Source organism: Spirosoma sordidisoli (genome assembly GCF_004138325.1).
GTDB classification, from domain to species: domain Bacteria; phylum Bacteroidota; class Bacteroidia; order Cytophagales; family Spirosomataceae; genus Spirosoma; species Spirosoma sordidisoli.
Genome location: NZ_SBLB01000006.1, coordinates 454,205 through 478,100, shown reverse-complemented (window position 1 = coordinate 478,100; position 23,896 = coordinate 454,205). Strand labels below are relative to the sequence as shown.

Here is a 23,896-nt window from a genome sequence, read left to right as displayed (position 1 = left end):
GCAGCAGAACACGGGAAACGGGTTCCTAGAATGTGGCCGAGAGTTGAAGCTGATACGTACGCGGGATCGGGACGTTGCCGAAGTCGACACCCCGTACCAGGTCCGAGTTACCGCCCGAGTTGGTTTCGGGATCGAAGCCGTTATAATTGTCCCACGAGATCAGGTTGCGGCCGATCAGGGCAATATTGAAGTTGCTCATGCCCTTCACGAAGTTGGGCAGCCGGTAATTCAGCGCCACCTCGCGGAGTTTTACGAACGACCCGTCATCGACCCGGAACTCACCAATTGGTCCGATGGCGAAGATATAACCCCGTTGCAGCGTGCCGTTCATCTCCTGTTCGGTCAGCGTACCGATACCTACGTTCTCGCGGGTGCGCTTGTCGGCGTTGAACACCTGGTTGCCCTGTACGGCATCGAGCAGGAAGCGGAACGACAGGTTCTTATAGGTCAGGTTAGACGCAAACGAGCCGGTCCATTTCGGGTTGGGGTCGCCGATGATTGTCCGGACAAAAGCGCCGGCGGGCTGGCCATTGACCCGGTTCTCGGGCCGTATTTCGTAGGAGTTGCCCACCTGGGTGCCGCGCTCCCGCTGCGGGAAGCCCTGGGCCGTCAGCAGCAGCGACCCGTCGGGGTTGCGGGCGTAGGGGAATTCATAGAAAACACTGGCGGCTTCGCCTTCGAGCAGGAAGACCGGCGCGCCCGATACCGTAGCAATTTCAATGCGCGGGCTGCCCAGGCTCAGGATCTTGTTGCGGTTGCGGTTGAAGATAAACGTAGCCTCCCACGAAAGGTTTTTGGTTTTTACGGGCGTTACGTCGAGCATCAGTTCGATACCCCGGTTCTCCATCGTTCCTACGTTGTTGACAATGCCCGTACCACCCGTCGACGGGGCCAGCGTGCGGTTCACCACCAGGTCTTTGATCTGCTGGTTATAGCCCGTAGCGCTCAGGTTGATGCGGTTGTTCAGGAACGACAGGTCGGCGCCAAACTCAAACTCCGCCATCCGCTCGGGACGTACGGCGGGGTTGGCCAGCGTAGACGAGGGGATAATGGTGTTGCGGCCCAGGAACGGAATCGGCTGGAACTGCCAGAACCGGCTGTACGAGCCAATACCCGACAGGTTACCCGACTCGCCGTAGCTGGCCCGCAGCTTCAGGTCGTTCCAGACAGTATTCAGCCCCGACTCTTTCCAGAAATCCAGATCCGACAGCACCAGCGAGCCGCTCAGCTTGGGATAAAGCTGGTTGGTTTCGGAAGGCGAGAACTTGGACGACGCATCGCGCCGGATCGCTGCCGTCAGGAAGGCGAGGTTGCGGTAGGCGAAGGTAGCCTGGCCAAAATAACCGCTCAGGTTGAAGCGATCGAGGCCGTAACCCAACCCAAACGTGGTGCTGGAGGCTCCGCTCACCGTTTCGATAAACGGCGCCAGGTTCTGCCCTTCGTTCCGGCTGAAATCGGTCTGGCTAAACTGGTAGTTGTAGCCGGCAATCAAGTTCATTTTCAGATCATTGGTCAGGTTGCGCTCGTAGCCTACCGTTACGTCGGAGTTGAGGAGCAGGGCCTGGTTGACGGCCGTAGCGGCATACCCGAACGGATACCGCTCCAGGGGCAGACCCGCTACCGACTGATAGGGGTAAGGCCGGATGTAGTTCTTGCCGAACTGGCCGTAGGTGTCTACGCCTAGTACCCAGTCAACGCTCAGCCCCTTCAGCGGAGTCAGGTTCAGTTGCAAATCGCTGATGGTACGGTTGACCGACTGGGTAAAGCGCATGTCTTCGATCGTCGACAGGGGGTTGACCCGGGTGGGTTCTACGGCCTGGAGGTTGCCCGCTGCGTCGCGCTGGGTAATGTCCCAGATGTTGTTCGTGATGCTGACCGAGTTGATGGGGCTGTAGAAGACGTTTCCGTTGGCTTTTTCGTTTGAGAAGCTGTTGGAGTAGCTCAGACCGGCCGACAGCTTGGCCCAGCTGGCCAGGCGCTGATCGAGCCGGGCGCGGAAGTTATACCGGGTGAAGTCGGTTCCTTTAATGATCCCTTCATTTTTCAGGTAACCGAACGAAACGAAATAGTTCGTGTTGTTGGTGCCGCCCGATACCGACAGCGAGTTGTCGGTGCCGTAGCCCGTCCGGAAAATCTGATCGAAGTAATTATAGCGGGTCACATCGACGAGGTTGGTAGCCAGTGCTGTAGTGGCGCCGTCGCGGACTACGTTGATGGTCGTTACGCCGGGGTTGGCCGCAATCTGAGCCGCCGAGATACCGCCGATGGGGTGGAGCCGCAGGCCCGCAAAACCAAACTGTTTGTTCAGCGTGCCGAGCGGAACGCTCTTGCGCAGTTCGTTCACGTTGAAGCTGGTCGTGAAGGAGACGCGGGGCGCGCCCGTCTGGCCGCGTTTGGTGGTGATCAGCACCACGCCGTTGGCCGCGCGTGAGCCGTACTGGGCAGCCGCAGCCGCACCGTTGACTACGTTGATGGTGGCAATGTCGTTGGGGTTGAGGTCGGCCAGGCGGTTCTGAGCCGCATTGGCGTTGCCGATCTGGCTGCCCGTTGCCAGCTGCGATACGTTGTCGCTGGCGTTGCTGACAATAACCCCGTCAATGACGTAGAGCGGGTCCGAGGAGCCCGACAGCGACTTGACCCCCCGCAGGCGGATGCTGATACCCCCCGCCGGATCGCCGGAGTTCTGGGTAATCTGAGCACCCGGCACTTTACCCTGGAGGGCATTGATGAAGCCGCCCGTACCGGCCTGGGTCAGTTCCTGGCCTTTCAGGGTGGTGATGGCATTACCAAACTGACGCCGGGGACCCGACAGCGTTGCCGCTGCTACCACCACTTCGTCCAGGGTTTGGTTTTCTTCGGCCAGGGTTACGTCGGTTGTAACGGTTTCCTGGTTGCCGAGCGTAACGGGCCGGTCGGCCGCACTGTAGCCAATGGACGAGAATGTCAGGGAATAAGAGCCGGGGGCCATGGTGATGCCCAGCGTGTAGGTGCCGTCGGCCACGGAGGTTGTACCGAGCGATGTTCCCCGAACCAGTACCGTAACGCCGGGAATACCCGAACCTGCGGCATCGGTTACGCGTCCTCTGAGTGTATATCGGGTGCTCTGGGCCATAACAGTACTGCAGAGCAAAAGGGTGAAGCCAACGAGCCACAACAGGCAGATAGGTCGGCCACCAGATGAGTACCTATTCATCATAAAAGGTGATTATTGGTAGGTGAATTAAAGAAATCCCGTCTTTGGAAGCGGAAATATACGTACAAAATTACCACGTACTAATACTTAATTGTACCATAGTGACAGGTGCGTACATACGGGTAAGATTGGCTGTGTTACGGTATAAGTGGTCAAGGCAAACGATGTTTTTTGGGTAAAAGATCGTAGCAGAATTGATGCCAAAACGAAGTCTGTGTACGACAATTCATTTTTTGGTAGATTTGTTACTCTCTAAGCATACTTCTCTATGACAAACAGCCGTTTCCTAATCGGCCTTTTGAGCGTTTGTCTGCTTACCCAACAGGCAAACGCTCAGACTTCTGCAGGTTCACCGGCAAAACAGATGTATCCGGCGCTTCAGCAGGCTTTATACTCGGGTAGCCAGCTCAGCGGCTCGTCGGGACCGCGGTCGGTAAACTGGATAGAAGGCGGTAATCGCTTTTCGTACACCAGCGGTGCCAGCACGATCAAGGTCGTTTCGCCCAAAGACCAGACCGAAACGGTCGTCTTCGACGGTAGCCAGCTGAAATTTCCCGGCACCGACAAACCATTCGCCTACGGGTCGTTTCAGTGGTCGAAAGATGCCCGAAACATTTTGTTCCAGACCAATTTCCGACCCGTATACCGGCGTTCGGGTATCTCCGACTACTACGTATACTCGCTGGCCGACAAGAGCCTGAAGCTGGTGGCCAAAGATGCCCAAACCGCGGAGCTGGCTCCGGACGGTAGCCGGATCGGGTACGAGCGCGGGGGTAACCTGTTCGTATTTGATTTTGCCACCCAGAAAGAAACCCAGCTGACCAGCGATGCCAAACCCGCTTTCTACAATGGCCGCTTCGGCTGGGCCTACGAAGAAGAATTCGGCCTGGCTCAGGCCTGGGAATGGTCGCCCGACAGCAAGATGATTGCGTTCTGGCAGTCCGACGAACGGCAGGTTCCGATCTATAAAATGACCGATTATAAAGGCTTCGACGAAACCTACGACTCGCTGCCCTACCCGCGCGCCGGCGACAAGAACCCTACGGTTCGCATCGGTACCGTTGACGTGGTTACCAAAGCCAAAGCCTGGATGAATGTGGCCCTGGGCGATGGGTACATTCCGCGGATCTACTGGACGTCGCAGCCCGGCCAGCTGGCCCTGATGCATCTGAACCGCAAGCAGAACCATATGCGCCTGTTCATGGCCAATGCCCGTACCGGCGATGCGCGCCAGATCATGGAAGAAACGTCTACAACCTGGGTCGACATCTTCGACTTCTTTGCGGGTATCAACCATCTGCTTTACTTCCCGGGCGGTGTGAAGGAATTTTACTGGGTATCGGATCGGGGCGGGTTTGCGCACCTGTACCGCTACGACTATACGGGCAAGCTGCTGAACCAGGTCACGAAAGGGGCATGGGAGGTCACCTACGTACACCACATCGACCCCAAAACCCGCAAAGTTTTCTATACCGCCACCGAAGCCGCTCCCACCGAACGGCAGCTGTACGCGATCGACATTGACGGGAAAAACAAACAGCGGCTGACAACGGTAGCGGGCCGGCATACGGTCAACTTCTCACCCAACGGGCAGTACTTTATCGATCGCTACTCCAACGTGCAGACACCCACCCAGGTCGAACTGCGCGACGTGAACGGCAAACTGATCAAAGCGCTGGAGACCAATGCGAAAGTGACGGAGTACGTAGCCTCGCACGTCTACGCGCCCAAAGAGCTGGCCAGCTTTACCACCTCAGACGGGCAGCGGCTGGATATCTCGATCATCAAACCGATCAACTTCAACCCGAATCAGAAATACCCGCTGGTGCTCGACATTTACGGCGGACCGGGTGCTCAGTCGGTGTATAACGAATGGTCGAATACGGGCTGGCATCAGTGGCTGGCCCAGACGGGCTATGTCGTGGTGAGCGTCAACAACCGGGGTAGCGGTGGCTACGGGCGTGACTTCGAGAAAATCGTTTACGAGAAGCTGGGCAAATACGAAAGCCAGGATTTTGTAGAAACGGCCCGCTATATGGCCACGCTGCCGTATGTAGACGGCACCCGACTGGCGATCCGGGGCCACAGCTACGGCGGGTTCATGAGCAGCTATACCATGCTGACACACCCCGGCGTGTTCAAAGTGGCGCTGGTCGGGGCGCCCGTAACAGACTGGCGGCTCTACGACAGCATCTATACCGAGCGGTACATGGGGCTGCTGCCGGAAAACGAAGAGAAATATAAGGTCAGCGCGGTATCCCCTTACGCCAAGAACCTGGCTGGAAAGATGTTCATTGCGCACTCGACTATGGACGAGAACGTACACGTTCGCAACACCTTCCAGCTGATGAACGCCCTCGAAGATGCCGGTAAAGATGCCGATCTGCGCATCTATCCGCCGGGCGCGCACGGGGTGTCATACAACTCGGCCAGCTACCTGCTATTATATCAGCAGTACACCAGCTATCTGGAGGCTAACCTGCGGAGCGGAGCGGTGAATTAACTAGCCAGGCAGACCACATAAAAAAAGGATCGCTATCAACGATCCTTTTTTTATGTCTGTTACCGAAGCGCGCGCCGGATCACTTCTTCAACGGTCAGGTCGGGGTCGGCTTTGAGCGCATCGTCCACGCTTTTCTCCGCCGTAGGCTTGGGAAACCCCAGGGCTACCAGGGCGGCCAGCGACTCTTCCCGAACGGGGTTGGCGGCTGGCTGCTGCCGGTACGAGGGACCGTCGGGAACAACGCCCGCCCGTTTCATCTTGTCGCGCAGCTCCAGAATAATGCGCTGCGCGGTTTTGGCGCCGATGCCTTTGATGGCCTGAACGGCCCGAACGTTTTCGCCCAGAATGGCCAGCCGGAGGTCGGCCGGCTGCATGGCCGAGAGCATTCCCAGCGCCGTATTAGGCCCAACACCCGATACCGCAATCAGGTCGAGGAACAGCGATTTTTCATCGGCCGAGGCAAACCCGTACAACGCCTGCAGGTCTTCACGGAAGAGGTGGTGGATAAACAGTTTGACCCGATCACCCCCGCCCGGCAGCGTAGCGTAGGTTTGCAGCGAGATATGTACGGCATAGCCAACACCGTGTACGTCGATGATGGCGCTGGTTGGTTCTTTATAGGAGAGCAGCCCGTCTAGATAAGCAATCATTCCGGTTGAAATAGCTTGTTTTTGAGGTATTTGTAACTAGTAAAGATACGAAAAACCCGCGGCTTTTACCAGGTAAGCCGCGGGTTAGATTCGGTATGGAGAGCGCTTAGCCAACGATTAGTTTCTGGCCCGGCCGCAACGCATTGCTGCGCATGTTGTTCATCTTCTTGAGCCGGTCGATGGTCAGTCCATCGTACCGCTGAACGATATTCCAGAGGGTATCGCCATTCTGAACGCGGTGGTAGCGGGGCTTGTACCGTTTGGTTTTGGCCGTCACTTCGGCTTTCCGGCGGGCCTTTTCGGTACCCTGGTCGGCCAGGCGTTCGGCGCGGGTTTCGGCCACTTCTTTCAGGATAACCAGCCGCTGACCGCGCTGCAGCGTCGACGAACGAAGGTGGTTCCAGCGTTTGAGGTCATATACCTCCACATGGTGCCGATTGGCGATGCTGATAAGATTATCGCCCCGCTGTACGGTATAGGTTTGTTTCTTCGGTTTGCGTAGAACGACCGTTTCCAGATCTTCGTCCGACGCGTTAACGGGCTCGGCATCGGTCAGTTGGGCGGCCACTTTAGCCACCTTGGCCTCGTCCAGCTCATCGCCCAGCCGCATGCCGGCCAGGGGATTGCCCCCCAGGCTGGCCCAGTTCGTCATGGAGTCGGTACCGTACTGAATAGCTTCGGCATGAGCCAGCAGGACGTGCGGCATGGCTACCGGAAGCCGGCTGGCCGAATCCATGATAGCCCGGCGACGGCTCGAAAAGTAAGCGAACTGCTCGCGCGGCACCCGTAGCGGGTACCGTTGGGTATACTCGGGCAAAATGGTTGTCGTAACCGCCGGGTTCAGCTTCTGGAGGTTAGCCAGTGGGATGTTGCTGTGTTTGGCGAAGCTCTCGAGGTTGAAATAACCCGAAATCTGGATGGTGTCGTTCGGAATGGGGTATTCGAACTTTTCGCCGAAGATGCCGTGATCGTTGGCGTAATGCATCAGGTATGTGATGGCGATAAACTGCGGTACATAGGCGCGGGTCTCTTTAGGAAGGTGATTGTAAATCGTCCAGAACGAATCGCCCCCCGACCGGCGCATAGCCCGTTTTACCGTACCAGGGCCGCTGTTGTAGGCCGCCAGAGCCATATGCCAGTCGCCGAAGATGTTGTACAGATCACGCAGATACTTACAGGCGGCTTCCGTGGCTTTGACGGGGTCCATCCGCTCGTCTACATAATCGTCCTGATACAGGCGCATGTCGCGGCCGGTACCGGGCATGAACTGCCAGAGACCACCGGCACCCGCGTGCGAAACCGCCCGGGGATTCAGGGCCGATTCGACGATCGACAGAAATTTGAGTTCATCGGGCAGATCATACTGCGCCAGCATTTTTTCGTAAAGCGGGAAGAAGAGCGGCATACGCTCGAGCATGGTGCGGGTGTAGCTCGGCTTGCGAAACACGAAATAGTCGACGTAACTCTGTACGACCGAATGGTATGGCAGCGGAATGGTTTTCTGCAGCTTTGCCAGTCGTTCCATCAGCAGGCTGTCGCGTACGGTTGGCACCACCGCAATCGTGTCTTTTTTGGGACTCAGCGAGTCGGCCTGAAACGTAGTGGTGGCCTGGGCCGATATACTTGTCAATCCCAGCGCCACACTCAGTACTCCCACCATCAACAAGCTACGGTTCAATAGCGTCATGCGTTAATCAGGTTAGGTTAATTCATATTTACCAGCGCGGGCCTGCCGGCACCGCCTACCAAAAGGATAGCTACAAAAATGATGCAGTATTAAACTCCGTTATACAAATGTCTGCCCAGCGCTACCAGCGCTCCTTCCTGAAAGGGGGGAGCCATCAGTTGCAGACCGATGGGTAAACCCGCCGGGTCGGTTCCATTCGGAATAGAGAGGGCCGGATACCCTACCACATTGGCCTGAACCGTAAAGATATCAGCCAGATACATCTGTAGCGAGTCTTCCGTTTTTTCTCCCAGCTTAAAAGCTGTTGTGGGTGTGGTGGGCGACAGCAGGAAATCGTATTCAGCAAACACGCGCTCGGTCTCGTCGCGAATCAGTCGCCGTACCTGCTGGGCTTTGGTATAATAAGCGTCGTAATAACTGGCGCTCAGGGCAAACGTACCGAGCAGAATCCGTCGGCGTACTTCGGCACCGAAGCCCGCCGTTCGACTTTTTTTGTACAACGACAAAAGGTCCGTTACTGATGTATCGCGGAACCCATATCGTACGCCGTCGAAGCGCGACAGGTTCGACGACGCTTCGGCGGTGGTCAGGATATAATAGGTAGGCAGGAGCGAGTTGAGCAGCGACAGCTCGACCGGCTCGACCGTATGGCCTGCTCCGCGCAGCGCATCGATCGTTTGTTGGGTCGCTTCCCGGATGCTGGCATCAACGCCAGTGCTCTCGATGCCGTCGCGGAGATAGGCAATCCGGAGGGGGCGCTCCGGCAGCTGCGCGCTGGCATAGGCCGATACGGGCTGGCTCGATACGGTACTGTCAAATTCATCGGCGCCGGCCATCACCTCCAGCAGCAGCGCGGCATCGTCGGGGTTGTTGGCAATGGGGCCAATACAATCGAACGAAGACGCATAGGCAATCAGGCCCCAGCGGCTGACACGGCCGTATGTTGGCTTAAGACCGACTACCCCGCAGAACGCAGCGGGCTGGCGTACCGAACCGCCGGTATCGGAGCCAATACTGGCCAGGCATAAACCGGCCTGTACGGCTACCGCCGACCCGCCACTACTTCCGCCCGGCACCCGCTCAGGATCGGCGGCATTGCGTACCGGACCGAAAGCGGAGTTCTCGTTCGAGGACCCCATGGCGAATTCGTCGCAGTTCTGGCGACCGATAATAATGGCATCTTCGCTAAGGAGCCGCTCTACGGCGGTGGCGGTGAACTGGGCCGTAAACCCATCCAGAATCCGGCTGCCGGCCCGAACGCCGTGGCCGGCATAACAGAGAACATCTTTAAGGCCAATGACCATACCGGCCAGTCGACCGGCGGTACCGCTGGCTAGTTTATGATCAACGGCATCGGCTTGCTGACGGGCTTCGTCGGCGTATACGTCGGTAAATACGTTGAGGTGCTGATGATCGGCAATGCGGGTAAGGTAGTGCTCGACCAGTTGGCGGCAGGTGACGGCCCCGGTTTTAAGATCAGCCTGAACGGAGGTAAAGCTACGGTATACGGTCACAGGAAGGCACGTTTTTCAGTCTGGAGCGCAGGCCGGCTCGGGGCTGATAAATTAAAAGCAGACAACTGAGCGGCTCCAGTAGTGGGGCGGCTCAGTTGTCTGCTTCTGAACGGAAAACTTTATTTCGTTGGATCTGATTCTTTCAGACCATCTTCGATATTCTCACGGACGTCTTTGGTAGCGTCCTTGAACTCGCGAATGCCTTTGCCAAGACCCCGTGCCAGTTCGGGAATTTTTTTCGCGCCGAACAACAGGAGCAACGCCAGGAAAATGAAAACCATCTCCTGACCGCCCAAACCCATAAATGCCAATACGTTTGCGGAAATCATGATTACTGGGATTTGAATGTATGCAAAAATAGAAAACTCTAGTGGACTATCGATTAAAACCTGGTGAAACTTACGCAGAAACAGAGCGATTAGTTTGTTTCCCCGTTCGTAATAGGAGGCAGAAGCCACATCCGAAGCCTGATCGGCCTGGCTGGCTTCTGCCTTACTAAACGCCGTAATTACCCAATTCTAATCGTTTCGGGCCGACGAGGGGCCTCGTCCTGCGGAGTAGTGGCCGTCATTTCCCACTGCCTGAATTTATCGATATCGTCTTTCATGCCGCTGAACAGCCAGAGCATTAACGCAATATCATCGGTCAGCCCCACGATTGGCAGAAAGTCGGGCAGGATATCGATCGGCGATACGAAGTAGATCAGCACCGCAATCACCCGGATCAGGGTTTTCCAGGGCAGCTGCCGGTATTCGCCCGACGCATAGGCTTTGAGCAGGCGGGTAACAATACCCAGCTGTTCGCGAAAAGCCGCAATGTTTTTGCCCGACAGACCGCCACTTTTGTTTAAGGCGTCGCGGATCAGCTGGTATAGACTGCGGGTATTACGGGCGTAGCGTACCGCACCGAGGTTTGCCCGTTTGAAAAAGATAGAACTTAGGATTCGGGTTATGAGACTTTTGTTTGCCATTGGTAAATAGTTGTCAAAAGATCGACTGAACGCTAACGACGCCATTCAGTCTGAGCGTATAACAATATTTTTACCAGAATTGTCCATAATTCGACTGAAAGGCCGCGGTTGTGGACGATAGACCGGATGAACGGTGCTGATCATACGAGAGCGGGCGCTGGCAAAATGGTCATTTATCACGCAGTCCGGCACGGCAGGCGGTTCCCGGCCCGCTCGCTGGTCCCTAGCCTAAACTTGTAGGCTATTTTGTTGGTTTGTGCGGGGTCGCAACTGTACTTTTGCGCCCTGTTGTTAACCCTTTAATTCCGAATACGCTATGAAAGTGACCGTAGTAGGAGCAGGAGCCGTTGGGGCTACCTGTGCCGACAACATCGCCCGCCGGGAACTCGCTCAGGAAGTTGTTCTCCTGGATATCAAAGAAGGCATCAGCGAAGGCAAATCGCTCGATATGCTTCAGGCATCGACCTTGCTCGACTGCGATGTAAAAATCACCGGATCGACCAACGATTACGCCAAGACGGCTGGTTCCGATGTAGTCGTTATAACGTCGGGGCTTCCGCGCAAGCCGGGTATGACCCGCGAAGACCTGATTGGTATCAACGCTGGTATTGTCAAAGGGGTTACCGAGAATATCCTGAAGCATTCGCCCGATGCGATCTTCATTATCATATCGAATCCGATGGACACGATGACGTATCTGGCGCTGAAATCGTCGGGGCTGCCCAAAAATCGGGTAATCGGTCTGGGCGGAGCGCTGGACTCGGCTCGTTTCAAAACCTACCTGTCGCTTTCGCTCAACTGCTCGCCCAACGATCTGCAGGCCAGCGTAATCGGCGGTCACGGTGATACGACCATGATTCCGCTGACCCGTCTGGCTACCAAAGCCGGGGTGCCCGTAAGCCAGTTTCTGGACGAAGAGACGCTGAAGAAAGTAGCCGCCGATACGATGGTAGGGGGGGCTACGCTGACCGGTCTGATCGGCACGTCGGCCTGGTACGCACCGGGTGCGGCCGGCGCCTATATGGTCGAAGCCATCGTACGCGACCAGAAGCGCGTGATCCCATCCTGCGTGCTGCTGGAAGGCGAATACGGCCAGTCGGATATCTGTCTGGGTGTACCCGTAGTGCTGGGCCGTAATGGCTGGGAAGAAATCATCGATTACAAACTGAACGACGACGAGCAGGCGGCTTTCAACAAGTCGGCCGATGCCGTTCGGAGCATGAATAATGTGCTGAGCACACTAAGCCTGTAAGCGATCCTATGAAAACGTTCGTTTGTGGATTCCTGGGAATGTTGTTGCTGACTGCAACGGCCTTCCGGAGCGATAGTCGTTCGGTACCCGCTGGTGCCGATTACGCTACGGTTATCATCTATCGGGGCGGGCAGGCGTTTGCGCTGGGGCTGAACTACAGCATTTTTGCCAACGGCGAAAAAATCTGTAAGCTGAGTAACAATCGGTACATCGAATACAAAGCCAAGCCTGGTAAACTGTCACTGACAGCCCAGCGTGGCGGTATTGAAGTGTTTAAACGGGAGACCGGTATCGACCTCGACGTAGAGGCTGGTAAGAAGTACTTCGTTCAGGGCGATGTGAAAAGCAGCCTGATGCGCACCCGGCTCGAACTGTCGGAAGTAACCGAGAACACGGCCAAACGGAATATGGTCGATATGACAGTAGACAACTGCCAGGAAGCGCTGGATAGTAAATAAACGGACGTATCCCCGCCAACATAAAAACCCCCGCCGGACGTGATTCCGGCGGGGGTTTTTATGTTGGTGAAAAATGGTTGAATGAACACCTGGTGCTGGAGCACCAACTGGCCACGGCGGCCGGCCGGAGCGAACTGCGCCCCCGAGTATACCCGGCAATAGACCTGCAGCGGTGCGTTTGTTTATGACGGGCTATGTACGGCACCAATAAAACCGCACGGCTGGTAAAAGGCCGTGCGGTTGGCTGAACTGCAAGTAAAAAACATACCAGCTGGTAGGTACGGATCGATGAGGATACCCGCCCAGGTCAGGTCAGGGCTGCCAGTCGCAGTCGGGTAACCACTCCTGACCGGGGTCGATGGGCGCTCCATCGGGTGGGGCCTGGGCCGCTACGCTGACCACCCGGTCGGGCGAGTCGCGATACTGCTCAATCAGCCAGCGGTGGTAGTCATAGCGGTAGGGCGATGTGGTTTTACTCCCCGCATACAGGGCGTTGAGCCGCATGAGGGCCTCGTGGACGGTAGCGCGTACACTGCCGTCGGCTTCTTTGCTGGTGGCCAGCTTGATCAGCTGATCCAGATAAAGCCGCTCGGTCTGGCGGGCAATCTCGCCTTTGTACCCATCCTGATTGATGAACGGCGATTTGACGATAGCGTCGCGGAGTTTGTCGAGTACATCGCTCAGGCCGGGCAGCGCCGGACTCAGGGCTTTCTGACGGACCAGCCGGGCGCAGCGCTCGGGGTTGAGCAGCATCCGTAAGGTCATGCCAGCGGCCGTTTCGGGGGGGCTAAGGGCATCGAAGGCGAGTCCCGTACGGCGTTTGAATACTTCCCGCGTGTTGGGGTCGTAGCGGAACGGACGGGGCGGAATCATGGCCAGTATGGTCGACGGAACGGCCAGGGTAGCCGGGTCGAGGGTTGTCATCAGCGCATTGAGGGCCCGGTTCTGCTCGGCGGCCGGCACCACAGACAGCACCGCCTGACCGTCGCCCCGCAGGGCGTTGGTATAGGTCTGCCCGCCGACGACTTTCGCGACCGATTCTACCTGATACCGATGGAAGAGGTACATCGGCACCAGCACCTCTTCAAGGGTAGCCATGGGCATACCCGCCGGAATTTTCTTATCGGTAAAGTTACCGAGCGCAGCCTGGCGAACGCCCATGACCCGCTGGAGTTCATCGACCGCGTTGGCGCCGTTGTCCCACAGGTGCGTGGCGGGGTGTACCGACCCTTCAGGACGCGCATCCTGATCGGTCAGGAACGACAGGCCGGTCGCCTGCATATCCTGTACCAGCTTGTTCAGTGCCTGTTTTTCGCTGGTGCCGGCCGCAAACTGCTCATAGCCGTAGCGGATGCTCCATTTGTCGTAACTGCCAATCCCTTTGGCATAGGCGTCGGAGAGGTCAATTTTAGCGCCTTTCAGCTTCGCTACCATGGTGGGGTAGTCCATTACCGAGGCCCGGCCAAACTCGCCACCGCCCTGCGTACTGGCTATGTAGTTGTGGGGCAGGCCAAGCGTATGACCCACTTCGTGGGCGGCCAGCTGCCGGAGCCTATCGAGCGACATCTGCATCAGTTCGTTGACGTGCGAGCTGTCGGTATCGAACTGACCAACCAGGCCCTGCGCAATCAGGTAATCCTGGCGTACGCGCAGCGAGCCGAGGGTTACTTTTCCTTTCAGAATCTCGCCAGTGCGGGGATCGATGATGCTGGCACCGTAGCTCCACCCACGCGTGGAGCGGTGAACCCACTGGATGAGGTTATACCGGATATCCATCGGGTCGGCATCGGGTGGCAGCAGCTTAACCTGAAAGGCGTTGCGGAAACCGGCCGCTTCGAAGGCCTGATTCCACCAGGCTGTACCTTCCATGAGTGCCGACCGGATGGGTTCCGGCGCACCGGGGTCCATGTAGTACACGATGGGTTTAACCGCTTCGCTGACCGCGGCCGATGGGTCTTTCTTGACCAGCCGGTGCCGCGAGATGTACCGTTTGGTTATGGGCTGGCTGACGGGCGTGGCGTAGTCGAAGAACTCGATGCCGCCGTAGCCGATGCGGGGATCGAACAGGCGTGGTTTGTACGCATCCGGACCGCTCAGCGGGGGCAGCTCCACAAACGAATGGTGCTGGTGCATGGTAACGGTCGAGGGAGTCGGGACCACCTCGCGCAGGTACTCGCCGGGCGAATCGCCGGTGAGGGTAATGATCGTCTCAAATTCGGTATTCTGCGGAAAGGCTTTGCTGCGGGGCATGTACAGGGCACTCCGTGTGGCGTCGAGCCGGTAGGTGCCCTGCCGGGTGCGGGCAATGGCCTGGGCCGCTCCTACGGCATCCTGCATCAGAAAAGACGTCAGATCGACGAGAACTTTCCCGTTCTCTTCGGCCGCGATGTCGAAACCGGCGTGAACCGATTTGGCAAACGATTCTTCTACCGCCCGGCGTTCGAGCGGGTCGTTACTGATGGCGCGGTAGGCATAGTTGGGTTCGATCATCAGCACCTTATTGCCGCTGCGCTGAAATTTGACCACGTGTTCCTGACCGAGCCGCCCGCGGTCCAGGCCGATGTCGTTGGAACCGATGCCCTGGGCCAGGGTAGGGTAGTAAAGCAGCTCGGTATCGAACTTGTCGATTTCGAGCCAGACCTTGCCTTTTTTGGCATCCCAGTAAAAGGTCAGGAAGCCGGGGTTGCGCTCCATACCGGCGGTAGCGGCCGCAATGCTGTTGGGTGGGTTAGCGGGCTGCGCCCGTACTGAACAACCGGCCGTTACCAGACCGATCAAAAGCAGTAGTTTGTTCTTCATGCGTATGTAGATTGTATTGCCCGCTCAAGATAAGCGATTTACGACGGATTTCGCACGAAGCAGCCGCTGTTAACGCCCAATCCCATTACTGGTGCTCCGGTAGGTATTGAGATTAGGTTACGGGCTGATAGACACTAAGTTTAATGGCCGATCAATCAATTTGTGGCTCATCCGGAGTATGTTCTGCGTAACTATCTGGTCAGCTAACCCGACTTCCCCATGAACGAAGAACACATCATCCTCCGCGCTCCCTCCGTATCTACCCGCGACATTTTTTCGGGCCGCCCCAATATCCGAACCCCTTTCGAAAGCCTGGAATCGGCCGCTGCCGGACTCACCGTTGAGGTGCAGAACATCGACCGGCGCGACCTGGCCGACCTTACCCGCAGCCCTGACGTGGTAGCGGTAGCGGCCAACATTCCCATGAAGCTGATCAAACCGTTCGAGGTGCAGGAGGTGCTGCAGCCAACGGCCACGTCGGTCGCCTGGGGAATACAGGCTGTGGGCGCTGACACATCGCCGTTTACGGGCAATGGCATCGTTGTGGCGGTGCTGGATACGGGTATCGATGCTACCCACCCGGCGTTTGCGGGCGTAACCCTGGTTCAGCAGGACTTCACCGGCGAAGGCGATGGCGACCAGGACGGCCACGGCACCCACTGCGCCGGAACGATCTTTGGCCGGGCGGTAAACGGTACCCGTATCGGTGTGGCTCCGGGTGTGCAGAAGGCGATCATCGGCAAGGTGATCGGCAACGAGGGCGGCAGCAGCGCGGGCATCATCAACGCCATGCAGTGGGCCCTTCAGAGCGGTGCCAACGTGATATCCATGTCGCTGGGGATCGACTTCCCCGGTCTGGTTGGCCAGCTCATCGATCAGGGTATGCCGGCCGAACTGGCTACCTCGCAGGCGCTGGAAGGCTACCGGGCCAACGTACAGCTGTTCGAGAAAATGGCCCAGCTCGTTCGGGCCAGCAGCGGCTTTTTCCAGACAACCCTGCTGGTGGCAGCCGCTGGTAACGAAAGCCAGCGCCCCCGATTCGAGATCGCCGTTAGCCCGCCTGCCGTATCGGATGGGTTTATCTCGGTAGCGGCTCTGGGGCAGAACGGATCGACGTTTTCGGTAGCGCCTTTCTCCAATACCGGGGCCATTGTGTCGGGGCCGGGCGTAGCCGTTACGTCGGCCAAAGCCGGGGGCGGACTCGTCAACATGAGCGGTACCAGCATGGCTACGCCACACGTAGCGGGGGTTGCGGCTCTGTGGGCTGAGCAGCTGAAAACCAACGGCATGTTAACCCCCAACTCGCTGACCGCTCGGCTGGTAGCATCGGGGGTTACGACCAACCTGGCGGTCGGCTTCGATCCGTTCGATATCGGCACTGGTATGGTCCGCGCTCCGCAGTAACCAGCTGGATAAACTTTCGTTGCAAACCTCTGTTGTTAACCTCCGTTCATAACGGTCTGCCAGCATCAGGCAGGGTGCTGGCAGACCGTTGTCAAGGCCTAGTTGCCGACCCGTTTGTATTTTTCGATGATGACGTGGTCGATGCCGAGCTTCTCGATTTTTTCTACTCCTTTCTGGATCAACGTATCGCCAACGATGCGGACGGTAAATTTGAAGGCGTTGTTTTCCCACTTTTTATCCGAGAAATACGCCAGGTTTTCGGTGTAGGTGCTGTCGGTGAGGGTGTACGTACCGCCACCGGCAGTAAAGGCGTGGGACGAATCGGCAGGGACATTGACGGCGTGATTCAGGAACGCAAAATGGGTTGCGTTGAGAATTTTGATCATTTTGTGGGTCGGATCGAAGGTAGAAAACGAGCTGTCTTTCTCAATCGTGGTGGCCGAAACCAGCTCCCAGGTGCCTGCGAGGGGTATGTCGGCTTGTTTCGTCTGACAGCTGCAGAGCGCCGTGACGGTTAGTATTGTCAGGGCAGTCCGGTTCATTCGGTAGTTCGGCATAGTGAATTGGTCCATTGTTTGGCGCCAGCCAGCGCCTGGTGGTGACTGGCGGGCAAGTTAGCCTAAACCAGCGTACCAGGCTTCTTCATCTACCTGAATGATTGAGTTAAGCGGGTCGCACTGACTGATCAGCCGTCATTTCTACTTACGAGTTGATTTATAGGTTGAGTTTACCGAAGCTGTTCGCGTACGTTTTGCCCGGGATGGGGTGGGTGAATTTCAGCGCCGACCAGACCGGGTCCAGGCTAAGCGATTTGCTTTCAACAAGCCCGTAGGTGTAGCCGATCTCGATTACCTTCGGCAGGGTGAGGTCTGTTCCCAGCTGCCGCCCTTTGGGCCACGACACCCAAAGCATGCCGCCAATGCCCAGATGTTCTCTTAAAGCGGCAAACTGAGCGTGCATCTGCTGCTGACTGGTGATGAACAGGAAGATGTAATCAAACAAACCGTCGGGTGTCGTCGAAACGTCCAGGAGCGGCAGTTCGAGGCCGCTTATGGTTTCGGCGGGGGCGTCGATGAACAGGGCCCGTCCGCCGGGTCTGATGCCCATTTTGGCCGCAATGGATTTGGTCATGGTATCGGTCGTTGGTTGTTGCTGACTACAACTGCCGGGCTGATAAAACCGTTTTCACCAACCCGAACATCGACCATTCCTGTCTGGCCCAACTCCCCGCCCTATAGTTTTACCCCTTTGATCAGCACCGACGTCCTGACAGACTGTTCTTTCAGGTGTAGAAACTGTTTACGGCTTTCGTCCTGCATGAAGGCGGTAAAGTCAGACTCGTTGTCAAACTCGACCAGGTGTATTTCGTAGGGTTTGTCAATCTGCGACTCGATATAGGCGTCGTCGGTAGGGCGAATGCGGGCCAGCAACCGACCGTTGTAGGTGGCGATGAGCGGAATAGCCACCGCTTCGAACGCATGAAAGGCGTCTTCCTGCCCTTCGTTGATGTAAATAAGCTGGGTGAAATAGATCATGGCGTAAGTCAGGCCTTCGTCCCCGAAAGGGCTAAGAGGTTGTGACTATTCTCAACTACAAACTAACCAAAAGTACTACTATTAATCTACCCGCTTAATCAAGACTAAGGTAAGGGGGCGGATGCCTGGCGGCCGGTTTATGGGTAGCGCGCGGCCAGCAGGTCGGCCAGATCGATAATATCCGTATGCCGGGCCAGGCCGTTTATCCAATGGGCTGGTATAGCCTCATAGCCGTAATAGATGCCCGCCAGGCCGCCCGTCACACAGGCAGTTGTGTCGGTGTCTTCGCCAAGGTTAACCGCTGTCAGCACCGATTCGCTGTAGGTAGACGAGCGCAGGAAGCACCACAGGCTGCTTTCCAGCGTATCGATCACATAGCCCGAACTGCGAATCCGGGATACGTCGAGGGCGGTCAGGTCTGCCTTCAGGATGCGGTCAAACAGGCTGATCTCGTGGCTATCGATCGGCTGTCCGTCCAGAAACGAAGTAATCTGCTGTTGGGTCTGGGCATACGCAGCCTGTTTCGACTCCCCGTTCAGCAGGGCTATCGCGAACTCGACATAGATGAAGCAAGCTAGTACAGACCTGACGTGGGCGTGGGTAATGCCGGAAACCTGCCGAACCGTTTCGTAGCGGGCGGCCTTATCCGGTTCTGTACGGAGCGAAATGGCCAGGGGCAGAATACGCATCAGTGACCCATTTCCATTGCTGTGTTCTGAACGGCCGCCCGAGTCGAGTGGCGACACCCCCAGCATGAGCTGCTGAATAGCCATGTGGGTGGCGTTCCCGATATCGAAGACCTGACCCCGGGCGCTCCAGTGCCCCTGCTGTAGCCAGCGCGAAAACAGACTGGCTATGTCGTTGAGGTCGAGGCCCCGGCAGAGGCTTTCGGCCGTACAGAGCAACATCGAGCTGTCGTCGGAGAACGTACCCGGCGGCTGGTTCCAGGTGCCGTAGCCCGTATAATCGGTGACGGGCTGCTGGGTCAGGTACTCCCGTGACTTGAATTCGACAGGCACGCCCAGCGCATCGGCAACCGATGCTCCCATCAAGGCTCCTTTTACCCGGTTCTTCATTTACATCTTGTTGGGTTGAACGTCTGTGCTGCCGCACGCTTTTCATTGTTTTTACTAACCTGACTCATCAGCTGGTAAGCCACCCGACTCTCCTGCGCCAGGCATCATACTCGGCCTGCTTCGATTGCCTTTCGCTGGCCGTGAGCTGGGTTGTCTGTTCAGCGTTCAGCTGGGCGGTCAGTTCGGCCAGGCGCTCCTGGATGGTGTTTAACCCCAGCGACTGGCGACGCTGATTCACCTGCTCGACAGAATCGTCGAGTCGATGGGGCACCAGCTGACCCTGTTCGTCATCTACAAACTGAGTGCCATACGACTGGGGCCGATCCTCGTACAGGGCAATCCGGTCCGACAGGAAAGCCATACTGACGGGATCGATGGTTCTCGTCTTTTGCTGCTCGTTCATGAGGGCCAGCGCGCTTTTCATGAACGAAGGTAAGCTAATGGCGTGCTGAATAATCAACCAGGCTGCCTGGCTGGCTTCTTCGCCCACCTGTTCCCGGGCAGGCCAGCCAATCTGGCTGATTAGTGCCTGAAGCCAGCGGGCATTATCGAGATGTACCGCTTCCATCTCGGGGTTATAGCCACTGAAAAGCCTACCTTCGGTGATGAGCCGTTGCCTGACGCTGAAGTCATGCCTGCGTCGTTCGATCAACTCGCGTGCTATGTCAGGATACAACATCTCAATCAGGTTTTAACGGGGCAAGCCGCCTGACGAGGCACAAAACGTGTAGGCCTGTCGCCAGACTTAGCACTGTACAATCGGTTTGCCCAACGCCAGCAAGTGTTGAGGGAGGTGCGCCACTTCACGCGAGATAAATGAATTACCGCCATCGGCACTAACTAGAATCGCCTGAATCGTTTGAAAAGCAAGGAAAACGGCCACAGAGCAGCGGCCGCGACAGCTTTTTGCCAATTGGGTCTGTCAGAGTTGGCGCTAATAGCCTTAGAGCAGTACCATGCAAACACTATACCTGATATAAACCATGCAGTTGCCATGAGCTATTTGGGTTAAAATGGTTTCTGAATAAATAACTGAATACCAGGTGTATATATTGGCTGGGTAACGGTGGTTACACCATATGGGATTAACGCGTCTTTCTAAAGCCGACCTGTCTCTACACGTATGTCGCCCGCTAGCTACAGGCATTTTCAGACCTGAATCTAACCTTTGCCAGGGTTGATGGTAGAAAGTCGGCTCGGTCGATAAGTTCTGAATAGATCGCTTTACAAAGATTTCATATCGGCCGCTACTGCATTTAATGCGTTATCGAGCTGATGTCCACCCCGGTTCAGTTCGCGAAAAGTAGCCTGAGGCAGGTTTTGTTGATAGAGTGCCAGGTGAGAAAAAGGAACTTCATCGTCGTCCTGGCAATGATAGAAAAAAAACGGGATGCCCTTTGGCAACCTATCCGCCACGTTTTCCTGAAGTTTTAACCCTGCTTTCCAGTCTTCATGGCCCTCCCAGAATGGCGTAGCGATTAGAAAGACTCCCTTGATCGTTTTGCTTACCGGATTCTCGGAAAGATACTTTAGTAGCATCGACGCCCCCAACGAATGGCCTGCGAGAATGACATCGCCCGGAGCTTCAGAAATTTTCCTGCCTATCTGTTCAATCCACCCGAAATCAGATGCCGATTCGTTTGACGTTAATTCAGGGTAGTTTACGTCGTATTCGTTACCCAGCAATTCCTGCAGAGAGGCCACTAATGTTGTGTCGGCCTGGTAACCCTCGTCGCCCCCTCCCTGAATAAATAACAGGTGTTTAGCCATGTTTGATGCCTGTTAAATAATGGGCGCTTACCGTTATTAGTTACACCCAACGACCAAGGTCTCAACTACAACTCGTCAGGCTCGATGTTGATAACGAACGCCCGTAATTCGGCAAGTTTGCCGTCTCGAAAACGCCATACGTCGCTGTAGGCGTAATGAGTGGGGTTTCCGCTCTCGTCCTTCATGGTTACGTTGCCAACCGCTACGAGGAAGTCGCCCTCCGCAAGTAAGTCGTCGACCGTGACGATGGGTGGTTCGGTATAGTTCGTGGCCATCCACTGGCGCACGGCTTCTTTGCCTTTGAGGACGGTGTCACCGACAAATGTCCATTCTGTATCGTCGGTGCAGAGCGCCAGAAAGCCTTCATAGTTACCCTCGGCAATCGCTGCGTTGCCCTTCAGCAACAGGGCTTTGTTGTTCTCGGTCATGGTACAGCCTGTCTCGTTACAGATATAGCCGTTTTGCGCCGGCCTGATGAGGTCGTTTGCGCCATCGATGCAGAATCGGCCGGCTCCTTACCCTATAACACACCGGTGTGTGGCTTGTTAGGCAAATTCTGACAAAAAAGGGATGAGCGTACCCTGGCCCCGATCGTCATAACCCGGCTACAGGCGCGTTTCGGAAAGGCGAAACTACCTGATTACTTCACTGATCAGGATCACGGGACTGATGTTGGTATATTTCGGGAAATCGGCCCGTATGGCGTCTCTGTGCGGAGCGATAGCCGCCTGATAATCAGGTAAACTTTTGATGTAAAAAGTGCCGATAGCCATATAGGGCAGTGGAGCGTTGGGCATTCCAGCTGAAACGCCCTTCTCTATGGTATAGCGCACCAGATTAGATCCCAACAACCCGGCAACAAAGGGCATATGGCTTTTTTCGTAGTAGTCCATGTCGAACGTTTTGCCGTCTGCGTAGGGGTACATGACCGACACTTTCATCAAGCCTTTTTCAGCAATACCTGCTTCGTTACCGGATGCAGAGCTGCTCTTTTGTTGAGCCAATGTGGAAAAGCACGCGCCAAAAACTACTAAAACGATCAGGAGCTTAATTTTCATGAGTATAGGGTTTAATGGTATATGGTAAAGGTGTCAGACAGGTAAGGTTACCTGCTGTTGCTTAGGCAATAAAGAGGGCGTAGGCCGTGCTCTTTTTTTACGACCTGTCTCCTGTAGCCCGGGGTCGTTACTTTATGAACGTTGCTACCATACCTTCGACACCTTGACCAGTTTATCCCTAATGCCCACAAGCACGTTATTTTTACTGTCGACCACCAGACAACGGCTTCCCGAAAAAGAGATTTTGTCCTGGGCAGTGGTCAGTGACGAAAGGCTAATCAGCAGGCCGAGTAACATATAGTTCATGTGGTAGTCAGGCGAAACGGGAAGTAGCTGCTCTTCTGCAACGTTCGAGTCGTATTGTCAGGCAGGCGATTGGCAGGCCCGAAGCCGAGTAAAGATAAGTCGTTTACAGCGTATTCGTCAGTCTATCGGCAGCCTGTCAGTCTTGCCTGGGGCACTAGTAGGCTATGTGCCTGCCTGGTCAGAGAGCTTTTCCATAACCCATCCGCCAAAAGGCTTTACAGTGGCAAAAACAGGCTTTCCATCTTTAGTGCTGCCCGGGACTTTGCAGGACCAGCCATACGCGCTGCCTCTCGCTAACGCGTCCTCAAAGTCACCTTCGGGAAGAGGAACTTTCAGTCGGCCATTAGACGTGGTGCCGGCCTGTCCGGCATAGCCGCCTATGGTAATGTACACAAAGCGGTTTCCCGGCGGGCCCTGCACGAACGGACCCGTAAATGAAAGACCCGACTCGTTGGGCTGCTTCAGGTGTACAACAAACCGAAAGGTCAGATCCTGCCCCTTGCCCATTTGTACCTGTACGATCTCGTTCTGAACGCCTTTGCCTTTCTGTAGTCCATACACGAGGCCATCAACCGGGTTTTGCAGCAGGATTATCAAGTTGATTTCATTTACCATAAGATCAGGGTCGGGATTGACCACTGGCAACAACCGGCCTTGCGGTTGTTGCCAGTGTCGGTTTAAGGCAATTTATCCTTTTTGTTGCGATAAAGTGGCCAATAATTCGTCCAGGTTTTTCAGGTTCATAGCCGTGCCTTCACGGAAGCCCATCTCAAGCATTTTCTCCAGGCGGGCAAGCGATTCATTGTAAATACTGACACGTACGGTCGTCTTCCCGTTTTGCTCGCTGAACGTCAAATCCCACTCAGAACCGGGCAACTCTGGGTTTTCATCTTTGTCGGCGAAAGCATTCAGCAATTTGAAATTGGTTTTCGGGCTAATGGACGTGTATGTTTGAATGGACCAGCGCTCGTCGCCTTCGGGGCTTACCATTGCGTAAAACCGTCGGCCGCCAACGGCAAAATCCATAAATTTTGTTTTTGACGTCCAGGGTTTGGGAGCCCACCATTGATCAAGGATTTCCGGCTTCGTATAAGCATCCCATACCAGCGAAAGGTCGGCATCAAACTCTCTGGAGAAGGTTACCGTTTTTGTTGTTTTGTCAACGGTGAAGTCGTTCATTTTTGTTGTTGTTTAAGGGTTGATAATACATCGTCCAGTTGATTGAAACGGGTTTCCCACAGTTTCCGGAACTGGCTCACCCACTGATCAACCTCTTTTATTTTCTCGACTTCGAGGGAGTAGTAGATCTCCCTGCCCTGCTGCTCCTGTTTCACCAGTTCGCATTCGGTGAGGATGCGGAGGTGTTTGGAAACCGATTGCCGGGTCGTATTGAAGTTCTCTGCAATGGCGTTCGGGGTCATGGCCTGCAGGGCAATCAGGGCGATGATGGCCCGTCTTGTAGGGTCGGCTATTGCCTGAAAAATATCTCGTCTCATGCCGTATATGGTTTTTCGTGAAACCGAATGGTTGCAAATGTATGTGCAACCATTCGGTTTCGCAAGTTTTCTGAACGAAAATTAGTTGAGACTATCGGCCTGGAGGGGCATCGCAAAACGGCTGTTGACTCGACAATGGCTTCATTTTCAACATGGTGCTGCGAAACGCGTAGTTTGTGCAGCGGTATTTATGTCGAGTCCTGCTTACAGAAACTTTCGTCTTGG

The 23,896-nt window shown here is 55.8% G+C and carries 23 protein-coding genes; 4 read left to right on the top strand and 19 right to left on the bottom strand.

The annotated features are described in order from the left end of the window. Window positions 1-25 precede the first annotated feature (25 nt). Window positions 26-3,112, bottom strand: coding sequence for a SusC/RagA family TonB-linked outer membrane protein (locus EQG79_RS22265; RefSeq protein WP_240699420.1), 3,087 nt, complete (start codon window positions 3,110-3,112; stop codon window positions 26-28). Between the two features lie 445 nt (window positions 3,113-3,557). On the opposite strand from EQG79_RS22265, the gene EQG79_RS22260 reads away from it, so the two are divergent. Then, window positions 3,558-5,696 (top strand): S9 family peptidase, encoded by a 2,139-nt coding sequence (locus EQG79_RS22260; RefSeq protein WP_240699419.1) that lies wholly within the window; start codon window positions 3,558-3,560, stop codon window positions 5,694-5,696. Between the two features lie 59 nt (window positions 5,697-5,755). Here the strand turns inward: EQG79_RS22260 and ruvA are convergent, their stop codons facing one another. From ruvA to EQG79_RS22235, 5 genes are all read right to left on the bottom strand, one after another. After that, complete coding sequence (gene ruvA, locus EQG79_RS22255; protein ID WP_077921455.1) at window positions 5,756-6,346, bottom strand: Holliday junction branch migration protein RuvA; 591 nt, start codon at window positions 6,344-6,346, stop codon at window positions 5,756-5,758. 106 nt (window positions 6,347-6,452) lie between these two features. Continuing rightward, entirely contained in the window at window positions 6,453-8,033 is a 1,581-nt protein-coding gene (locus EQG79_RS22250; protein WP_129604161.1) for a lytic transglycosylase domain-containing protein, read from the bottom strand. Window positions 8,034-8,122: 89 nt separating this feature from the next. After that, entirely contained in the window at window positions 8,123-9,547 is a 1,425-nt protein-coding gene (gatA, locus tag EQG79_RS22245) for an Asp-tRNA(Asn)/Glu-tRNA(Gln) amidotransferase subunit GatA (protein ID WP_129604159.1), read from the bottom strand. Between the two features lie 119 nt (window positions 9,548-9,666). Next, complete coding sequence (locus EQG79_RS22240; RefSeq protein ID WP_077921744.1) at window positions 9,667-9,876, bottom strand: Sec-independent protein translocase subunit TatA/TatB; 210 nt, start codon at window positions 9,874-9,876, stop codon at window positions 9,667-9,669. Window positions 9,877-10,055: 179 nt separating this feature from the next. Continuing rightward, the gene (locus EQG79_RS22235) at window positions 10,056-10,517 is read right to left on the bottom strand and encodes a YkvA family protein (RefSeq protein ID WP_077921452.1); all 462 of its coding nucleotides are present in this window, start codon (window positions 10,515-10,517) and stop codon (window positions 10,056-10,058) included. A gap of 316 nt (window positions 10,518-10,833) precedes the next feature. Here EQG79_RS22235 and mdh point away from each other — a divergent pair, with 316 nt between their 5' ends. Continuing rightward, complete coding sequence (gene mdh, locus EQG79_RS22230) at window positions 10,834-11,769, top strand: malate dehydrogenase (RefSeq protein WP_129604155.1); 936 nt, start codon at window positions 10,834-10,836, stop codon at window positions 11,767-11,769. Between the two features lie 8 nt (window positions 11,770-11,777). Next, the gene (locus EQG79_RS22225) at window positions 11,778-12,227 is read left to right on the top strand and encodes a DUF2846 domain-containing protein (RefSeq protein WP_129604153.1); all 450 of its coding nucleotides are present in this window, start codon (window positions 11,778-11,780) and stop codon (window positions 12,225-12,227) included. 312 nt (window positions 12,228-12,539) lie between these two features. Here EQG79_RS22225 and EQG79_RS22220 read toward each other — a convergent pair whose 3' ends face one another. Continuing rightward, window positions 12,540-15,026, bottom strand: coding sequence for a zinc-dependent metalloprotease (locus EQG79_RS22220; RefSeq protein ID WP_129604150.1), 2,487 nt, complete (start codon window positions 15,024-15,026; stop codon window positions 12,540-12,542). Window positions 15,027-15,245: 219 nt separating this feature from the next. On the opposite strand from EQG79_RS22220, the gene EQG79_RS22215 reads away from it, so the two are divergent. After that, the gene (locus tag EQG79_RS22215; protein WP_129604148.1) at window positions 15,246-16,430 is read left to right on the top strand and encodes a S8 family peptidase; all 1,185 of its coding nucleotides are present in this window, start codon (window positions 15,246-15,248) and stop codon (window positions 16,428-16,430) included. A 98-nt stretch (window positions 16,431-16,528) separates the two neighbouring features. On the opposite strand, the gene EQG79_RS22210 is transcribed toward EQG79_RS22215, so the two are convergent. The 12 genes from EQG79_RS22210 to EQG79_RS22160 all read right to left on the bottom strand — a co-directional run bounded on the left by EQG79_RS22210 (window position 16,529) and on the right by EQG79_RS22160 (window position 23,671). Beyond that, window positions 16,529-16,987 (bottom strand): hypothetical protein, encoded by a 459-nt coding sequence (locus EQG79_RS22210; RefSeq protein ID WP_240699418.1) that lies wholly within the window; start codon window positions 16,985-16,987, stop codon window positions 16,529-16,531. A gap of 157 nt (window positions 16,988-17,144) precedes the next feature. Further along, window positions 17,145-17,561: a hypothetical protein gene (locus tag EQG79_RS22205; protein WP_129604145.1), complete on the bottom strand. Its 417-nt coding sequence runs from the start codon at window positions 17,559-17,561 to the stop codon at window positions 17,145-17,147. A gap of 101 nt (window positions 17,562-17,662) precedes the next feature. Further along, window positions 17,663-17,965: a DUF1330 domain-containing protein gene (locus EQG79_RS22200; RefSeq protein WP_077921445.1), complete on the bottom strand. Its 303-nt coding sequence runs from the start codon at window positions 17,963-17,965 to the stop codon at window positions 17,663-17,665. A gap of 137 nt (window positions 17,966-18,102) precedes the next feature. Beyond that, window positions 18,103-19,041: an ADP-ribosylglycohydrolase family protein gene (locus EQG79_RS22195; protein WP_129604142.1), complete on the bottom strand. Its 939-nt coding sequence runs from the start codon at window positions 19,039-19,041 to the stop codon at window positions 18,103-18,105. A 67-nt stretch (window positions 19,042-19,108) separates the two neighbouring features. Continuing rightward, complete coding sequence (locus EQG79_RS22190) at window positions 19,109-19,720, bottom strand: DUF6624 domain-containing protein (protein WP_129604139.1); 612 nt, start codon at window positions 19,718-19,720, stop codon at window positions 19,109-19,111. A gap of 545 nt (window positions 19,721-20,265) precedes the next feature. Next, entirely contained in the window at window positions 20,266-20,811 is a 546-nt protein-coding gene (locus tag EQG79_RS22185) for an alpha/beta hydrolase (protein WP_077921442.1), read from the bottom strand. Window positions 20,812-20,876: 65 nt separating this feature from the next. Beyond that, complete coding sequence (locus EQG79_RS22180) at window positions 20,877-21,239, bottom strand: nuclear transport factor 2 family protein (RefSeq protein WP_077921441.1); 363 nt, start codon at window positions 21,237-21,239, stop codon at window positions 20,877-20,879. 204 nt (window positions 21,240-21,443) lie between these two features. Then, complete coding sequence (locus EQG79_RS22175) at window positions 21,444-21,869, bottom strand: EthD family reductase (RefSeq protein WP_129604135.1); 426 nt, start codon at window positions 21,867-21,869, stop codon at window positions 21,444-21,446. 144 nt (window positions 21,870-22,013) lie between these two features. After that, a complete protein-coding gene (locus tag EQG79_RS31105; RefSeq protein WP_161492753.1) occupies window positions 22,014-22,175 on the bottom strand; it encodes a hypothetical protein in 162 nt (53 codons plus the stop codon). Window positions 22,176-22,337: 162 nt separating this feature from the next. Then, window positions 22,338-22,790, bottom strand: coding sequence for a DUF5990 family protein (locus EQG79_RS22170; RefSeq protein ID WP_077921439.1), 453 nt, complete (start codon window positions 22,788-22,790; stop codon window positions 22,338-22,340). Between the two features lie 72 nt (window positions 22,791-22,862). Continuing rightward, on the bottom strand, window positions 22,863-23,354 hold the full coding sequence (locus EQG79_RS22165) for an SRPBCC family protein (protein ID WP_077921438.1): 492 nt from the start codon (window positions 23,352-23,354) through the stop codon (window positions 22,863-22,865). After that, a complete protein-coding gene (locus EQG79_RS22160; protein ID WP_129604130.1) occupies window positions 23,351-23,671 on the bottom strand; it encodes an ArsR/SmtB family transcription factor in 321 nt (106 codons plus the stop codon). The genes EQG79_RS22165 and EQG79_RS22160 overlap by 4 nt, the downstream gene beginning before the upstream one ends. Between the last annotated feature and the right edge of the window lie 225 nt (window positions 23,672-23,896).

Coding starts and splice junctions, on each gene's coding strand:
- EQG79_RS22265 (WP_240699420.1), bottom strand. CDS start 3,112: ATGGCCCAGAGCACCCGATATACACTCAGAGGACGCGTAACCGATGCC.
- EQG79_RS22260 (WP_240699419.1), top strand. CDS start 3,558: ATGTATCCGGCGCTTCAGCAGGCTTTATACTCGGGTAGCCAGCTCAGC.
- ruvA (WP_077921455.1), bottom strand. CDS start 6,346: ATGATTGCTTATCTAGACGGGCTGCTCTCCTATAAAGAACCAACCAGC.
- EQG79_RS22250 (WP_129604161.1), bottom strand. CDS start 8,033: ATGACGCTATTGAACCGTAGCTTGTTGATGGTGGGAGTACTGAGTGTG.
- EQG79_RS22240 (WP_077921744.1), bottom strand. CDS start 9,876: ATGATTTCCGCAAACGTATTGGCATTTATGGGTTTGGGCGGTCAGGAG.
- EQG79_RS22235 (WP_077921452.1), bottom strand. CDS start 10,517: ATGGCAAACAAAAGTCTCATAACCCGAATCCTAAGTTCTATCTTTTTC.
- mdh (WP_129604155.1), top strand. CDS start 10,834: ATGAAAGTGACCGTAGTAGGAGCAGGAGCCGTTGGGGCTACCTGTGCC.
- EQG79_RS22225 (WP_129604153.1), top strand. CDS start 11,778: ATGAAAACGTTCGTTTGTGGATTCCTGGGAATGTTGTTGCTGACTGCA.
- EQG79_RS22220 (WP_129604150.1), bottom strand. CDS start 15,026: ATGAAGAACAAACTACTGCTTTTGATCGGTCTGGTAACGGCCGGTTGT.
- EQG79_RS22215 (WP_129604148.1), top strand. CDS start 15,246: ATGAACGAAGAACACATCATCCTCCGCGCTCCCTCCGTATCTACCCGC.
- EQG79_RS22210 (WP_240699418.1), bottom strand. CDS start 16,987: ATGCCGAACTACCGAATGAACCGGACTGCCCTGACAATACTAACCGTC.
- EQG79_RS22205 (WP_129604145.1), bottom strand. CDS start 17,561: ATGACCAAATCCATTGCGGCCAAAATGGGCATCAGACCCGGCGGACGG.
- EQG79_RS22200 (WP_077921445.1), bottom strand. CDS start 17,965: ATGATCTATTTCACCCAGCTTATTTACATCAACGAAGGGCAGGAAGAC.
- EQG79_RS22195 (WP_129604142.1), bottom strand. CDS start 19,041: ATGAAGAACCGGGTAAAAGGAGCCTTGATGGGAGCATCGGTTGCCGAT.
- EQG79_RS22190 (WP_129604139.1), bottom strand. CDS start 19,720: ATGTTGTATCCTGACATAGCACGCGAGTTGATCGAACGACGCAGGCAT.
- EQG79_RS22185 (WP_077921442.1), bottom strand. CDS start 20,811: ATGGCTAAACACCTGTTATTTATTCAGGGAGGGGGCGACGAGGGTTAC.
- EQG79_RS22180 (WP_077921441.1), bottom strand. CDS start 21,239: ATGACCGAGAACAACAAAGCCCTGTTGCTGAAGGGCAACGCAGCGATT.
- EQG79_RS22175 (WP_129604135.1), bottom strand. CDS start 21,869: ATGAAAATTAAGCTCCTGATCGTTTTAGTAGTTTTTGGCGCGTGCTTT.
- EQG79_RS31105 (WP_161492753.1), bottom strand. CDS start 22,175: ATGAACTATATGTTACTCGGCCTGCTGATTAGCCTTTCGTCACTGACC.
- EQG79_RS22170 (WP_077921439.1), bottom strand. CDS start 22,790: ATGGTAAATGAAATCAACTTGATAATCCTGCTGCAAAACCCGGTTGAT.
- EQG79_RS22165 (WP_077921438.1), bottom strand. CDS start 23,354: ATGAACGACTTCACCGTTGACAAAACAACAAAAACGGTAACCTTCTCC.
- EQG79_RS22160 (WP_129604130.1), bottom strand. CDS start 23,671: ATGAGACGAGATATTTTTCAGGCAATAGCCGACCCTACAAGACGGGCC.